At 49.6% G+C, this 17,608-nt stretch carries 7 protein-coding genes; all 7 read left to right on the top strand.

From position 1 onward, the window contains the following. The first annotated feature begins 3 nt into the window (after positions 1–3). The 7 genes from GA0116948_RS00480 (at position 4) to GA0116948_RS00450 (ending at position 17,589) form a co-directional block, all read left to right on the top strand. Positions 4–2,109: a hypothetical protein gene (locus tag GA0116948_RS00480; protein WP_089707901.1), complete on the top strand. Its 2,106-nt coding sequence runs from the start codon at positions 4–6 to the stop codon at positions 2,107–2,109. A gap of 26 nt (positions 2,110–2,135) precedes the next feature. Continuing rightward, the gene (locus GA0116948_RS00475; protein WP_089707899.1) at positions 2,136–12,845 is read left to right on the top strand and encodes a hybrid non-ribosomal peptide synthetase/type I polyketide synthase; all 10,710 of its coding nucleotides are present in this window, start codon (positions 2,136–2,138) and stop codon (positions 12,843–12,845) included. A 26-nt stretch (positions 12,846–12,871) separates the two neighbouring features. Beyond that, positions 12,872–14,335, top strand: a complete 1,464-nt coding sequence (locus GA0116948_RS00470) for a serine hydrolase domain-containing protein (protein WP_089707897.1) — start codon at positions 12,872–12,874, stop codon at positions 14,333–14,335. Positions 14,336–14,348: 13 nt separating this feature from the next. Beyond that, entirely contained in the window at positions 14,349–15,284 is a 936-nt protein-coding gene (locus GA0116948_RS00465) for a TauD/TfdA family dioxygenase (protein ID WP_089707895.1), read from the top strand. 7 nt (positions 15,285–15,291) lie between these two features. Next, positions 15,292–15,990, top strand: a complete 699-nt coding sequence (locus GA0116948_RS00460) for a thioesterase II family protein (RefSeq protein ID WP_165798306.1) — start codon at positions 15,292–15,294, stop codon at positions 15,988–15,990. A 249-nt stretch (positions 15,991–16,239) separates the two neighbouring features. Further along, positions 16,240–16,764 carry an RNA polymerase sigma factor gene (locus tag GA0116948_RS00455; RefSeq protein ID WP_089708880.1) on the top strand — a complete coding sequence of 175 codons (525 nt, stop codon included), beginning with the start codon at positions 16,240–16,242 and terminating at the stop codon, positions 16,762–16,764. 12 nt (positions 16,765–16,776) lie between these two features. Further along, a complete protein-coding gene (locus tag GA0116948_RS00450; protein ID WP_089707891.1) occupies positions 16,777–17,589 on the top strand; it encodes a HEAT repeat domain-containing protein in 813 nt (270 codons plus the stop codon). Positions 17,590–17,608 lie beyond the last annotated feature (19 nt).

Below are 17,608 nucleotides of genomic sequence, written 5' to 3'. Positions count from 1 at the left end.
ATCATGCAACAGGACTTCAGACCATCGGCAGCACTCAAACCGCTGGCCAGCGAACTGGCGGCTCTCATGAGCAAAGGAGATATCAACAATGAAAGGATGAAGGAACTGATAGCTGTATTTTCAGAAACGCCTCCCGTGCCTGCCAGAACACCGTTAAAACCTGCTTCCGAGCCGGCTGCCACCGGTAACCATATTGGTATCTGGCAGGAAAAACCAGCAGCAGACGGTATCCATTATTACCGCGATATCGCCCTGCAGGTGGATTGGTCACAATGGGCATATGTACATCATATAAAGCCTAAAAGTGAAAAGCGCCGGATCCTGTTATTAGGAGAATCCGTTGCGCGGGGATATCTCTATGATCCCTATTATAATGTGGCAATTGAGCTGGAAGCCATCCTGAACGAATCTGCGGAGCTGCACAACAATGTAGAGGTAATAGACCTGGCGCGCATCAGTCAAACGCTGGGCGGCCTCACAGCGCTGGTGAACAGCTGTGGCAAACTGGAACCGGACCTCGTTATCATTTTTGCGGGCAACAACTGGATGCAGCAGTTACAGGAATTATTGCTGAGTATGCCGTTGGCGTCGCGTACCGAAATACTCCACACGCTGAAAAGTAAAGGTCTTGGCGGTATCCGTGAGCTGGTGGAAAACGGATCTTTGTCAAAATCAGATAAATTATTTGAAAGCATCCGGGAATCCTTCATCGCCCACCAGGTACCGGTGCTGTTGATTGTACCTGAATTTAACCTGCAGGATTGGCGGAGTAATGATATTGAAAACAGCCTGGCGCAGGTATCCGGCGAAGCAGGCATAGCGTGGTTGAAAGCGCGCGGGGATGCCGCACAGGCCCGCACCCGGCAGGACCATGAAGCGTGGCTGGCAGCCGTCAGCGAAATGCTCCGCCTTGATCCGCTGAATGCACTCGGGCATGAATGGCTGGGCGATTATTATGTTGCTACCAGTAATTGGAATGCTGCCAGGGAAGCCTTCGAAACAGCAAGGGACCTGGTTATATACCGGGGTTCTAATTTTACCCCGCGCTGTAATGGCTTTATGCGCGAAAAAATGCTCTACGCCGCTGCCAAAAACGGTATGCAGGTAGTTGACCTGCCTGCACTGTTTAAAAGCACGCTTACAGCAGGTATTCCCAACAGAAGCCTTTTCCTGGATTATTGCCACCTTTCAGTAGAAGGAATAAAAACGGCCATGCGCTTCACGGCGCAAAAAGTGCTTTCACTGCTCGCCGGTGTAAACAAACCGTTGGAGGCTATTCCGGCTTCCGCTGTAACGCCGGCATCGCAGGTACAGGCCATTGCACACTTTGGCGCTGCCATTCACAATGCACATTTCGGGCAGTCGAAAGAGTTAGTGCAGTATCACTGTAAAAAATCTATCGGGCATTCCGGTTCCGTGGTGGAAGTAATCAAAAATTTCATTGACTTTTCCGCAAGGGAAACCGCTACCATCTTTTGTAGTGCTTTTGAAGACGTGATTGTGGAAGGAGGGATGCGGCAATACGAAGGAGGCCTGAAACTGGCCCATGAACGCCAGCGTAAATTGCTGGATATACCGCTTGCCGGGATCCTGGCTACAGAGTTAACGGCCGCCCAGCCCAATGCCCTGGAGCAGCTGGCCGATCTCTGGGTGAGTGAACATGGCGTAGGCGCTGCACCGGTGGAGCTCACCTCATTTACCTATAGCACCAACAATTATAATGAATTTACCATGAGCCCGCGGCGAAACTATTACCAGTCGCGCACCCTTGCAAGCACTTTTCATTTTATCGCAAAAAATGAACATGAACCCCATCGCTGTACCCTTACTTTTCGTACCCCTCATGCGTGCGGACGCGAGGTGGAAATATACCTTAACGACGATACCACGCCAGTTTACGCCACCGTGGCAAACAGCGCATGGAAGCACGTGGTGTTTAACCTGCCCGGCAACGCAGTAGGCAGGGCCGCAAACGTAATAAAAGTACGCTGGCCCGTGCCATTTCCGGAACTGGATGCTGCCGCTGCCGGCTCATTAGAAGCAGCGCTCAGCCTTATTTATCCTGTATTTGGTGAAGTGTTTTCCTTCACCGTGCAAACGATCCAATAGATTTTTAGCGACTTAAAAAACAGATCATGATGCCCGATCATACCACCACTACCAACGTGAAGGATATTGCTGTTATTGGTATGGATTGTCGTTTCCCTGGCGCCGGCAACATCCTGCAGTTCTGGAATAATATCCGGGAGGGGAGGGAATCCATCAACTTTTATTCCCGGCAGGAAATTATTGATTCAGGAGTAGACCCGCACCTGGCAGACAATCCGGCGTATGTATATTCCGATGGCGGCCAGGTAAAGGGGAAATATAATTTTGATGCATCTTTCTTTCATTATACGGTGGATGAAGCCATGCTCATGGACCCCCAGACACGGCTGATGCACGAGTGTATCTATAATGCACTGCTGGATGCCGGCTGTCCGCCGGGAGTAACCCAGGCGCCCATCGGATTGTTTGCCGGCGCCTCTGGTAACCCGCTGTGGCAGATCCTCTGCAACTTATCAGATATCCCTGCCCGCATTGGCAGTTGGGGCGCTAATCATTTTATGAGTAAAGATTTCGGGCCTTCGCTAACGGCTCATAAGTTGGGGCTCAACGGCCCCGTGATGAGTATGGATACCGCCTGCTCCACTTCACTGGTAGCCCTGCATATGGCATTAAATTCCCTCTACCTGGGCCAATGCCAGGTAGCAGTAGCCGGTGGTGTGTCGCTGAGTGTTGGCCGTCGTAAAGGATACCTGTACCAGGAGGGCTACATCAATTCGCCCGATGGCCACTGCCGGGCATTTGACCAGCAGGCAAAAGGCATCGTGAGCGGCGAAGGCGCCGGTATGGTGGTATTGAAGCCGCTGGACCTTGCTATAAAAGACGGTGACTATATTTACGCCGTCATAAAAGGCAGCGCCATTAATAACGATGGCAACCGCAAACCGGGTTTTACGGCGCCAAGCCTGCAGGGGCAGGTGGCAGTGGTGCAGGAAGCATTGGCTACAGCAGGTATTTCCCCGGAAGAAGTAGGCTTCCTGGAAACACACGGAACCGGTACCAGCCTCGGTGATCACATAGAAATAGAAGCGCTTAAAAAAGCGTTTAATACAGATAAAAGAAACTACTGTTTCCTGGGCGCTACCAAAACCAACTTCGGTCACCTCGATGTGGCAGCAGGTATTGCAGGATTTATGAAAGCAGTATTGGTGGTCAATCACCGTATTATTCCGCCGGTAGTAAACTTTGATACACCCAACCCGCTGCTCAGGCTCGACACATCGCCATTTGTCATCAGCAAGGAATCCATTGCCTGGCCTGCAAAAATGCCGGTATTTGCCGGGGTCAGCTCTTTTGGCATTGGCGGTACCAACGCGCATGTGGTGCTTAAAGGCTATCAGCCGGAGAAGCATGTTGAAGCGCCGGCGGAAGAACACCTGCTGGTATTATCGGCCAGGCATGCACCTGTACTGGAAGCAATGCAGGAATCATTAAAAACATTTCTACAGCATCATCCGGATACTGACCTGCCCGCCCTGGCACATACACTCCAGGCAGGCCGGGAAACAATGGCCGTCAAATGCGCCGGCATATTTCATACACGTGCGGAAATGCTGGCATTATTGGAAAATAACCAGTTAAAACAGGCAGTTACCGAAACAAAGGAACGTAAAGTAATATTCGCCTTTCCGGGCCAGGGCATGCAGTATGCAGGCATGGGTGCAGAACTCTATAAAAGAGAAGGCGTGTTCCGCGAAGTAATGCAACAATGTTTTAAACTGCTGGAAACACTGACGGGCAAAGACTTTGAAAAAATATTATACCCTGATGAAGAAAGCGATAGTAGCTTAATTAACCAAACGGTGAACAGCCAGCCGCTGTTGTTTATTTTTGAATATGCGCTTGCGCAGCAGGTTATCGCCTGGGGATGGCAGCCGCACAGTATGATAGGACACAGTATCGGGGAATATGTGGCGGCCTGTATGGCGGGTGTAATGACTTTACCACAAGCCCTGCGCCTCGTGGTGAAACGCGGGGAACTGATGCAGGCCATGGAACCCGGCGATATGCTGGCCATACGCGCAGGCTGGAAAGAAGTGCTGAAGCATTTGCCGTCTTCGTTATCATTTGCTTCGGTAAACAGCCCCGGCCACTGCGTGATTTCGGGCGCCGCCGCTGTAATAAAAGATACTGCGGGAAAACTGGCTGGCCACAATTTCGCCTCGCAACTGCTCAATACTTCGCATGCTTTTCATTCGCCCATGATGAAAGGCGCTGCCGAGGCATTTGCTGCAGCTTTTGCTGATGAACAGTTTGGTACGCCTCAGGTACCTTTTATTTCAAATGTAACCGGCAGTTTTATCACCGGTCAGGATGGCTGCAATATACAATACTGGGCCGGCCACCTGCGCAATACCGTGCAGCTGGATAAAGGCTTATCGCAACTGCTGAAAAACCAGGATGCACTGATCCTTGAACTTGGCCCCGGTAACTCTTTAAGCAGTTTTATCAGGGAAAATGAAAATTATACACCAGCACATATCCTGGTGAGCCTCATTAAACCAGTCAATAATAAAACGGTCGGCGACTGGCACTACATGCTGCAAGGCATCCGGCAAATGTGGCTGCAAGGTATCCCGGTACACTGGAATCAATTATACCCGGCACCACGCAAAAAAATACCGCTGCCGGGATATCCGTTTGTAGCCCAGGAATTTAAAATTGATCCGGTGCTGTTGGATGAGTTCCTGGAAAACAGGGCACCCATTGGAAGAACGAAACCTGCCAGCTGGTGGTACCTGCCAACCTGGCGCAGAAGCCTGTTGCCTGTATTAACCGGCCCGCCAAACGGAAAATGGCTGGTGATAGGCGATAACAGGCAACTGGTAACGGAATTGGTTACACGCCTGCAGCAGCCGGGCGTTGCGGTATACCATCTTTTACTGGATAAGGTGGAAACATATGCAGCAAATAGCCATCAATTTATCATCAACAAAGATAATCCCGAACATTATGCCGCAGTACTAAAGCATTTTAATACAGATACCACCGCGCTTACACTGGTGGATACCACTGGCTGGGATGCGCCGGATGCCGGCCACTGGCAGTTGTTCAAACAATGGATGTTCCTTGCAAAAGCATTGTCTGTACTTACCAGCCCTGAAAAAATATGTCTCTGCAGTATTACCACAGGTAATTACAATGTAACCGGCAATGAACAGGTAACACGGGCAGTAGCAGCGCTGCCGGGAATATTACCCGTAATGGCGCAGGAATATTTTCAGTTGAAGGCCGTTAATATTGATCTCCCCGTAAATGCCACTTTACAAAATTATTATGATGCCATTTACCACGAATGTATTGCCAGCGATCCGGACCACCTTGTATGCCTGCGGTCAGGAAATATACGCTGGCTGCCTGTTTATGAGAACATCACTACTACACAACCTGCCACTACACGGGCAGTAAAGGAAGGCGGAAATTATTTGATTACCGGAGGTCTTGGACAGATAGGATTTTTATTGGCGCAGCACATCCATGAAAAGAAAGGACGCGTTGTTGTTATTGGCAGAACGCCTTTGGCCAACGCCGGCAAGCGTTGGGAACAGCTGCAGCAAACAGTGCCAGGCATACAATACCTCCATGCAGATGTAACAGACCTGCATGCCTTCCGGAAAGTAGTAGCAGATTTTATTACGGCTCAGGGCCCGGTAGCCGGCGTATTTCATTTGGCAGCCCAGCGTCCGGATATAAGCAAACACCTCATCACGCACCTTACACCCGATGCAGGTGAAGCCCTCATGAGAGCAAAGATTTGCGGGGCGGAAAATATTTACCAGATTTTTGAAGATAAACAGCCGGACTTTGTAGTGTTGTTCTCTTCTGTTGCAGGTTTGTTGGGAGGAGTGGGATATTTCGCATATGCAGCCGCTAATGCGTATCTCGACAGGCTCGCCGAACTTTATGACAACCCGCAGGGAACCCGTTGGACGGCGTTGGACTGGGACGCGTGGCAAACCGGTGAGCAGGACAAATTACCCGCTAATAGCATTGGCACCGGTGATGCCGCAGCGGTGTTTGATGCCATGATGGCCGTTCCGCCATACCCCCGTTTAATTATATCTGTAAATAATTTAAATGCACGTATTGATAAATGGGTGAAAAAACAAACGCCGGCTGAAAAGGAATTGCCGCTGGCATTACCCAAGCTGGAAAGAACGCAACAGGCAGCGGTGGTACTCCCTTCTGCCGGTCCGGAAGCCATACTGTTGGAGTTATGGCAGGAGCTGTTTGGGTATGATGTAATCAGCGTGGAAGATAATTTCTTTGAGCTGGGCGGCGACTCGCTGAAAGCGCTTAACCTGGTAAACCTGATCCGGAAAAAATTTGCGGTGGATATTTCGCTGTCAGATTTTTTCAAACATGCCACCATCAGCGGTATTGCCTCCCTGCTGTTTGCCGGTGAAAGCGAGGTGGCGCCGCTGCTGCCAGCCACCGGCAGCGAACAGCATCTGCTGTCGTCTGCACAGAAAAGATTATTTATCCTGCATGAAATGGAGCCGGAATCCCTGGCCTATAATATGCCGAAAGCCATACGCATAAAAGGGAAAGCCGACTACGATGCACTGGAAAAGGCATTTATAAAGCTAATACACCGGCATGAAATATTACGCACGTCCATCCAGATAAAAAATGAGGAGCCGGTACAGGTTATCAGCGCAAATGTTCACTTTTCCATCATCCGCTATCAGGCAACAGAAAGTGAAATACCAGTTATTATCCGGCAGTTCATTGCGCCGTTTAACCTGCGAAATCCGCCCCTGCTGAGGGTTGGCATGATATCCCTGGTCCCGGAAGAAAGCATCCTGCTGATAGATATGCACCATATTGTAACAGACGGGGTGTCGCAAGGTTTGCTGATCAGGGATTTTATGGCCTTGTACCGTGGCGAATCGTTGCCCCCCTTATCATTGCACTATAAAGATTATGCCCTGTGGCAGCAAAGTACAGGTCATCAGCAGAAAATTGCGCAACAGAAGGCGTTTTGGATGGAGCTGTATCGCGATGTACCCGAAAGCCTGCAACTGCCCTGCGATTTTAAGAGGCCAGCCCGAAAATCATACAGCGGCAGCAATGTTTATTTTGAACTACCGGCAGCCGGTACTTTAGCGCTTAAAAAGATTGCCGACACCTCCGGACTCACTTTATTTACACTGCTCCTCGCTGCCTATAATGTGTTACTTGGCAAATTAGGTAATACGGAAGATGTGGTGGTTGGTACGCCTATGCTGGGCCGTCAGCACCCGGACACTGCAGATATGACCGGCATGTTCGTTAATACCCTGGCGGTGCGCAACCGCCCCGCTGGCAGCCTGCATTTCCGGGAGTTCCTGGAAACAGTAAAACATGGCGTACTCGCGGCTTTCGATAACCAGGAATTTCAGTACGAAGACCTCGTGGACGCCTTGAAGCTGGAACGTAATACCGGCCACAATGCACTCTTTGATGTGGTATTTGTGTACGATAGTTTTGAACCGGTATCACTCTCCATTCCGGGGTTGGAGCTGTCGTCGATAGCAACTACCCAGGAAACCGCCAAATTCGATCTTATCCTTTCTGTGGCGGAAACACCGGCGGGATTGATGATGGGTTTTGAATATGCCACCGACCTGTTCAAAGAAAGTACGGTGATACAATTCGGCCACTGGTTTAAAAATATACTCACAGCCATTATTCAACAACCGGATGTTCGCATCGATGAACTGCAGTGGTTGTCGGACGGAGAGATAACCGCATTGGTGCATGCCTCCGATTATACCGGCGTGGCTTATCCGGCAACCGCCACATTGCATGCATTGTTTGCTGCCGCCGCCGCGCGCTATCCGGACCGCACAGCCCTCGTGCTGAATGAGGAAACCCTGAGCTATCAGGCGCTGGAAACGCAGAGTAACATCCTGGCAAACAGGTTAAAGCTGGCAGGAGTGGGGCGCAATGATGTAGTGGGCCTGCTTACCGGCCGTTCCACTGCCATGATTACCGGTATGCTGGGTATTCTCAAAGCAGGTGCATGTTATTTGCCAATAGATACTGAATACCCGGAAGATCGGATACGTTTTATGCTGGAAGACAGCGGCGCCGTGTTGTTGTTAACCGAAGAAGAAGGCCACAACGCCTATCACAGGAATTGTATGTTTATTGGCAGCACCGAAGCTCACAGCAATGCCGTTGCTCCGGTCAACCATAATGAACCCGGCGATCTCGCTTATATTATTTATACCTCCGGCACAACCGGCCGCCCAAAAGGGGTGATGATCACGCATGAAAATGTGGTGCGGTTGTTTTTTAATGATCAACCGTTGTTCGGTTTTACTGCGGAAGATGTATGGACCATGTTCCACAACCAGTATTTCGATTTCAGTGTATGGGAAATGTATGGCGCTTTGCTTTTTGGCGGAAAACTGGTGATAGTGCCAAAAGCAACCGCCCGTGATCCGCAGGCATTCCTCGACCTGCTCCGGTCAGAACGTGTTACCATATTGAATCAAACGCCAGCGGCCTTTTATAATTTAGCGGATGCAGCGCTTTTACAAGCGCCTTCACCACTGCATTTGCGGTATATTATCTTTGGCGGGGAAGCCTTACAGCCTGCACGGTTGCAAGGTTGGTATGAGCGTTATCCGCGGGTTCGCCTTATCAATATGTTCGGCATCACAGAAACCACGGTACATGTAACTTATAAGGAAATCGGCATCCATGAAATCAATACGAATATCAGCAATATCGGGCGGCCAATTCCAACGCTGTCTGTGGTGCTGCTGGACGCATCCGGTCATGTGGTGCCCAATGGCGTTGTTGGTGAATTGTATGTAGGTGGCGCCGGTGTGGCGCGTGGGTATCTCAACCGGGATGAACTCACTACCGCCCGCTTTGTGCAGCATCCTTATATACCTGCACAACGATTATACCGTAGCGGCGATCTTGCCCGTCGTTTGGAAAATGGGGAGCTGGAATATATCGGCCGAATGGACCACCAGGTAAAGATCCGCGGCTTCCGTATCGAACTGGGTGAAATCGCCTCCTGCCTGCTGCTGCATCCACAGGTAAAAGATGCAGTGGTAATAGCGAGGAAAGAAGAGCAGCATACGTTTCTATGCGCTTACATCGTTTTCCATCCGGGCTTTGCGGATAAAGATGCCGTTCGTGCTTCGCTGGCGGAACGCCTGCCAGACTATATGCTGCCCGCTTATATCATTTCAATGGAGGCCATCCCGCAAACGGTTAACGGCAAAACAGATAAATCCCGGCTGCCTGCACCGGAGGCAACTGAGGAGGCTCCTGAAGCTTCCGATGTTGACGCTGGTGGCGACGCTATGTACGACTTGTGGAAAACCGTACTGAAATGCGGTAACGTTACTGCCGCCAGTAATTTCTTCGCTCTTGGCGGCGACTCCATGATAGCCATCCGTTTGATCAACCAGGTAAACAAAACCTTTGGTATTAAAGCCCGCGTCACCGATTTATTCCTGCACCAGGCTGCCGGTGCATTTGCAAAACATGTCATCAGCCTGCAACCGCGGAGTGAAACTACAGCCGCCATGGAAGCCATCGAAAAACGGATTGCTGCCGGCGCTGCGGCTTTACTGGTAAGGTATCCGGAACTTGATCCGGCAACAATAGAGATGGCATATCCGGCGAGTGATATACAAAAAGGAATGATCTATCATGCCATGAAAGATGCAGGCATGTATCACGACCAGATGGTGCATTACCTGCAATATCCTGACGAATGGATTGCTTTGTTCCCGCAGGCCGTGGAACTGCTCGCGGAGAAGCACGCTATTTTGCGCACTGCCTTTTTACAGGAAGAAGATAACCTGTGGCAGGTGGTTTATAAAAAAATCAGCCGGAGCTACGACTACCAGGATCTCAGCAGCCTCGCACCAACGGCCCAACAGGCGGTCATCCGCAACAGTTTACAGGACGACCGGCAACAACCATTCCGCCTCGAACAGCCGGGATTATTCAGGTATAAAATATTCAAACTGGATGCAGAACAATACTGTATCTGCTTTATTTGTCACCATGCCATTATTGATGGCTGGAGCGATGCATCGCTTAATACCGAATTGCATAACACACTGGCTGCATTGGCCACGGATGCTGATTTTAAGCCGCAGCCTTTGCAAAGCACTTATCTTGATTTTGTGAAAGCCAGGCTTGTAGACGCCGAAAATCCGCTGCTGCGCCAATACTGGAAAGATACCCTTACCGGTTACAAGCGCTTCACATTTGATGAAACCACCACTCCGGGCATTTTCCGGAGGGATACTTTTGAATTAACAAAACCGCAACTGCAAGCGTTAAAACAACAGGCAGGCCGGCTGCAGGTAAGTTTGCGCAGCCTTTTCTTCGGCGCATTCCTGGCCGCACTGAAGTGTTTTAGCTATGATGATGATCTTACGGTGGGCATCGTTGTAAACAACCGGCTCGAAACAGAAGATGGCGATAAAGTACTCGGTTGCTTTCTCAATACCATTCCATTCCGTGTTACGGTTCCGTTTCAGCAAAGCTGGTTTACTTTCATCACGGCTATCCATGAAAAACTAAGCAGGCAGCGGGGCTATGAAGGCGTACCTTTTATGGACATTGTACAATCGCTTAATGCCGGCAGGGGAGCGGGCAATCCTATCACAGATGTATTATTCAATTTCACAGATTTTCATATTTATGACAGCCTTACCCCATTACCGCCGCTACAGCCAGCTTCCGCGCCTGAAGGTGGTGATGTAAGCCATCAGCTGCGTAACAACTCGCTGTTTAACCTGGATGTAAACGTTACCGGCCATAGCTGTGCGCTGGCGCTGAGCTATGTAACCGGTTTTGCCGCAACCGAAGTGGCTAAAGCCTTCCTGGCTGCCCTTCAGCGTGCATTAATAGAGATCGGCGAACAAACAGACAGTGTATTCGGTACGGGTATTTTAACAGGTTCCGCTACGCAGCCGTTGTTACCGGAATCATTGAATGCTACTGATAAAGCATATGATGCTGATACCATCCCCGGCCTTTTTGCGGCGCAGGCTGCGCGTACACCGCATGCAAATGCGGTGGTTTTTGAAGAACAGCTGCTGGATTATGCCACGCTCCACAAGCATTCTTCCATACTTGCGGCTTACCTCACGGAAATTGTGCCCACCGGCACTGTTATACCAATATACCTGGAGCGCTCTGTTAACCTCCTGGTGGTATTACTGGGGGTACTGAAGGCAGGATGTGCTTATGTGCCGCTGGATCCCAAACATCCAAAAAACAGGACCCGCCTCATATTGGATGACCTGCAGGCCCCGCTGCTGCTGGTAGGGAATGATACTGCCGCTCATGAAGTGGTAATGGAAACGGGTATACGTATCATCAACGTGGATCAGTTACCGGAACATATATCCGGCGCCACCAGCTCGCTGCCGGTATGCACACCGGCAACTACTGCCTACGTGATGTATACCTCCGGCACTACAGGCCGGCCTAAAGGCGTGGAAATTACGCATGGCTCGCTGCATAATTTTATCCGGGCCATGCAGGAGTTGTTAGGAGCCGATGAAGAGATGGTGATGCTGAGTGTTACTACTTACAGTTTTGATATCTCCGGCCTCGAATACTATCTGCCGCTTTGCTTTGGCGGTTGCGTGGATATTGCTTCTGCAGCGGCATTAACAGATCCGGCCCTCCTGATCGCACGTATCCGCGATATCCGGCCTACCCATCTGCAATCAACGCCTTCGCGCTGGCAGCAATTGCTGGATGCCGGATGGACCAACGAAACATCCCTCCATATCCTTACAGGTGGCGAAGCTATCACGGAAACGCTGAAAGACCGCCTGCTGGGCATCAGTCAGTATCCGGTTTGGAACCTTTACGGACCTACCGAAACAACCATCTGGTCTTCCGCCTGCAAATTAAAGGCAGGCCAGCCGGTAACCGTAGGCAGGCCCATTGCGAACACCCGGTTTTTTGTGCTGGATAAAAATAAGCAGCCATTGCCATCATTGGTGAATGGCGATTTGTATATCTCCGGAGCCGGCCTTGCTGCCGGGTATTACCAAAAACCGGATCTTACTGCAGAATGCTTTATTGAAAATCCGTTTAAGCAACCGGGGCATCTGTTACTTTATAAAACCGGCGATCGCGCACGTTGGCTTTTATCGGGAGATGTAGCACTGAGCGGGCGTACCGATAACCAGGTAAAAATCAGGGGCTACCGCGTGGAGTTGGGAGAAATAGAAGGCGTATTGGCTGCATGCCCTGCCATCCGGGAGGCTGCGGTTACTTACCGGCAAGACCTGCCGCAACCGGTTTTAGCCGCTTATTATGTGGCAGACAAAGGGGTCGACCGGCCATCTATCCGGCAATACATGGCCGCCAGGCTGCCCGATTACATGGTGCCTTCCTGCTTTGTAGAAATGGAAAAGCTGCCGGTAAATGCCTCCGGGAAAATTGACCGTGCCGCGCTTCCAGAACCGATATCGCCGGAGATAGCCCCTGTTGCCGCCCCCACAACGGAAACCGAACGCGCCATTGCCGCTATCTGGGCAGCCGTGTTAGAGGTGCCCGCTGAAAAGCTGGGAATCAACGACAGCTTCTACGACCTGGGCGGCCACTCGCTCAACGCGCCTGTTCTCGTCCGCCGAATCCAGCGGCAGCTGAACATCCGCATTGCCATCATCGATTTCCTCGCTATGCCCACTGTACGCGAACTGGCCGCGCATATCGACGGGCAACTATTATCCGGACAAGCCGTACGTTAACACCTCTTCATTTAAAATCATCGTCTATGAATTCAGTATATCTCCGCCTGCTCCTGGCATGCCTGCTGTTATTTGGGAACATCCCGGAATCGGCCGGGCAATCTCCGCAATACTTCCTCTCTGATAACAGGAAGGTAGATATTAAAGATCTCGACTTACAAATGAAGCGGATCCTTGATAACAGCGGTATCCCGGCACTGTCGCTGGCAGTTATCGAAAACAACAGGGTCGTATATACGAATACCTGGGGATATAAAGATGCAGCACATCAACATGCTGCCGGTAAAAATACCATGTTCGAGGCATGTTCCCTGTCGAAAATGTTTCTCCTGGATGTAGTTTACCAGCTGGCAGACGAAGGCGTGTTAGACCTGGATAAACCATTGTACCAGTATCAGCCAGAGCCGCGCCTGGAACATGATCCGCGTTATAAGAAGATTACGGCGCGTATGATCCTGAGTCATACTTCCGGCATGGAAAACTGGCAGGGTATGAATGATGAATATGTACTTGAGATTGTAAAAGATCCGGGCGCAGCATTTACCTATTCCGGGGAAGGCTATCATTACCTCGCCAGGGTAATTGCCTCCATACTCAAAATGCCTTATAAAGAATATGTTCAGCTAAGGGTACTCCATCCGCTGCAGCTGCAGCATACAAAGCTCTACTATACGCCTGCCGACAGTACCGGCGATTTTGCCCTCGGGCATAATGAGTTTGCTGCAACCCTCGACAAATGGGCTACTTCCGAGCCATGGCCTGCCTCTTCTGTAAATATTTCGGCAGGCGATTACGCTGCTTTTATCATCCGGTTGTTCGACGGGAAACATCTTAGCGCTAATAGTTTGCATCAAATGCTAGATACCGCTATACTGCTGAACCAGCAAGCCTCCGGGCGATATTATATCGGCAATGGTTTTTTTGAAATAATTACGGCGCAGGATACTATTGTTAACTTCAGCGGCAATAACACCGGTTTTAAAGCAGATATGCTTTATTCCCCCCGGCAGAAAAGGGGATATGTTTTTTTTGCCAACAACGACCTTGGCATCCTGCCCGATGAAACAATTAATAAGCTCACCACCCGCCTGGATGCGGCTGTATACTTCAGTGGCAGCTATTTTGCCCGTACCGCGTGTATGTCGGAAATAGTAAATACACTGCGTAAAAATGGCCGCCAAACTATGTTGCAAACTGCCCAAAGTATGCTGGCATCAAAAGAAAAGGCACAGTTCCTCGAAAGTATGTTGCCCGATATTTATCATTACGATCCGCGGGCCGGAGAAGCACTGGCCGATCTTCTATTTAAAAATAACCCGGCGTATGCAAATGGTTACGCCATACTGGGCGCCGCCTGCATCGATTTGCACCAGGATTGCGCCAAAGCAGGAGCCTATCTTTCAAAAGCAAAAGCATTAAACCAGACCGCTATTAATGTTGACGACTATCTGAAAAAATGTAAAGAATATTTGTTAAACAAGAATCTATAAAAACAAAACCGCAATGAGAAGCTTACTGGATCCACTTATGGTTACCCTCAGTGATTTGTCGCCCGCCGAATTTGTTGACTACCTGCAGCAGAGTTCAAATAGTATAGATGCTGCGTTATGCAAGTACGGTGCTATTAAATTCAGTGGTGTACGTATCGATTCCACCTATGATTTCCGGCAAATCGTAAATGCTACCGCCGTTGAATTTCTGAATTATATCGATGGTAACTCGCCCCGTATTAAACTGATAGATAACATATATACCTCTACCGAATACGACAAAACAAAACGCATTACCATGCATAATGAACTGTCGTATACGTCCCGGTGGCCCGGCAGATTGTATTTCAGCTGCCTGCAGCCCAGCGAATCCGGCGGCGAAACGCTGCTGGCCAACAGCCGCCAGATCCTGGAGGTAATGAACCCGTCTATTACTGCCGAAATTCGCCGGAAAGGCATCAAATACATCCGCAACCTTCATGGCGGCCAGGGCATGGGCCCTACCTGGCAGAAAACCTTTGAAACGGAAAATCAGCAGGAAGTAACCGACTATTGTACTTCACACGGGATCAAATATGCATGGACGGATTTCGGGCAGCTGCGCCTCGAACAGGATAGCCCCGGTATTTTGCGCCACCGCGTTACGAATGAAGAACTGTGGTTTAACCAGCTGGATCAGTTTCATCCTTCGCACCTGGGAGAAGAATTATATGGCGTAATGACGGCCATCTATGAAACCCCCGAAAACTTCCCGACATATGTGGAATTTGGAGATGGTACGCCAATACCCCCCGATATGGTGGAAGAGGTAATTGCTACCATCGACGAGGTTACGATTGCGCCGGTATGGCAAAAACATCAGTTTTTAGTACTGGATAACGAGTTGGTATGTCATGGCCGTAATTCATATACGGGCGACAGAAGCGTTATTGTGGCGATGTCTAAATAAAAAACAAATGGCTATCAAACTTTTTTGCCTGCCGTATGCCGGTGGCTCGGCGGCTGTATTTAATAAATGCCGGGAATTTACCGGCAGTAATATTTCGCTCCATCCCGTGGAAATGAGCGGGCGCGGCACTTTAATGGCGCAACCGCCGTATGCTACTGTTGAAGCAGCTGTAGCCGATGTATTAATGCGCATCAGGGAAGAACTGCACAACGGCCCTTACGCCTTACTGGGCTACAGTATGGGCGCAGTGCTTGCTTACGAACTGGCGCTGAAAATAAAAGAACAACATCTCCCGGCACCGGTACATTTGTTTTTCCTGGGAAAAGGCGCGCCTGACGTGCAGCTTCCGGTAGAAAGAACTTACCATTGGCTGGATGACCACAGCTTCAAAAAAATGCTGCTGGAAATGGGAGGCACCCCACCGGAGTTTTTTCAATATCCTGAATTACAGGAGTTTTTCATCCCGTTGCTGCGGAATGATTTTCGCCTGGCCGAAACGGATTTCAGCCTGCGGAAGGTAACCACACATGCCTGCGATATCAGTGTGTTGCTGGGGAAAGATGAAAAAGTATCGGTTGAAAGTGCCGATGCGTGGAAGTACCATACCACCGGAGCCTGCCATGTCAGCTACTTTGAAGGAGGGCATTTCTTCCTGAATAATAACGTTGAAAAAGTGATGACACTGATCAACCGGACTTTAACCTAACCCACGTTGGTTGCAGATGCCACGCTATTATTTATTCCTGCCGTTTTGCTATTTTATGTACTTCATACAATGGCACGGCAGGTTTTTTATATGCATAAATCGCTATAAATAACTATATTAATGGGTGTTAGCCGATAATTTTTAAAAAACATCTCTTTTTCTGTAACCTTTTTTTAATTCCTGAGTTTTCAATGTATGTTAAGCGAAACTAGCCACGGTAATTTGGATGCGCTGACAGATAATGCGATAATGATCAAGATAAAGGAGGGGAATCTGGACGGCATGCGACTGCTTTTTGTAAGATATAACCGGCCATTGTATGGTTTCCTGTTTCGTATGACCAATGATCGCGAAACCAGTGAAGATATTGTACAGGAAGTGTTTTATCGCATGTTAAAATCCCGCCACACCTTTATGGGTACAGGGGAGTTCAGAACATGGATGTATCATTTGTCGCGTAACGTGCTGAAAGATGTGATCAGGAAGCATAAAAAAGCCGGCCATCACTTTGAAATGACTGCATTTGAAGAGCGGATCGATAGCGGGGCGGCTGCCGATGAAAAGCTGTTGAAACAGCAGGAGGCGGCTATGGTGCAGGAGGCCCTTGGGAGGCTGTCGCCGGAGTTCCGGGAAGTTTTGATCCTCAGCCGCTACCAGGATCTGCGCTACAGCGAAATTGCCGCCATCCTCGACATCACGCAAGGCGCTGTGAAAGTAAGGGTACACCGGGCTATAGAGCAATTAAAGCAGATTTTTTTAAAAACAGCATATTAAAACACAATACTGATGAGTTGCAAGGAAAGTGAAAACCTGGTGCATTGGTTAAATAACGAGCTGAAACCCGATGCCCGCATGGCATTGGAAAAGCACCTGGCTGGCTGTGCTTCCTGCCGCCAGGAACTGGCAGTAACACAGCAGCTTTGGCTGGAACTCGCTGCAGCGCCGGTGCCGGAGCCATCAGATGGAATAGAGAAAAGATTTAACGCCATGATGGATGGCTTAACGGTAGAACAGGAAAAACGTCCGTTCCGGGAATCCATTGCTCATGCGTTGGCCGGGATATTCAACAACATTTCCCGTTGGCAGCTTGGGCTTCATGTTGTTTTTCTGTTGCTGGGAGCAGTATTGGCATGGCTGGTATTTGACCGTAATGAACATAAAAGCAGTCAGCAGGATCAAATTGCCTTCCTCTCTTCGGAAGTAAATGAATCGCGCCAGATAGCCGTGTTATCACTCCTGCAGAATGCATCTGCCACCAGGAGGATCCAGGGCGTGGGATATGCCGATAAAATGGAAAACATCAACGGGGAATTAATCGATGCCCTGGTAAATACACTCAATAACGATCCCAGCGTAAGCGTAAGACTGATGACATTGGAAACACTTGCCCGGTTTACGGCAGATGCAAAAGTAAGGACTGCATTGGTGGAGAGCATTAATTACCAGCAATCTCCCTTGTTGCTCGCTGCTATTGCAGACGTAATGGTACGCCTCAAGGAAAAGACTTCGCGCGACGAATTGAAAAAGATGCTGGAAAAGAAAGATCTTGATACCGTTGTAAGGCAGAAACTTCAACAGAGTATTTTTAAGCTCACCTAGTGAATATTGATCATGAAAC

The sequence above is a fragment of the Chitinophaga costaii genome, from assembly GCF_900094705.1.
Taxonomy (GTDB): Bacteria; Bacteroidota; Bacteroidia; order Chitinophagales; family Chitinophagaceae; genus Chitinophaga; species Chitinophaga costaii.
Note: the sequence above shows the minus strand (reverse complement) of the source record. Positions and strands in the feature narration are given on the sequence as shown.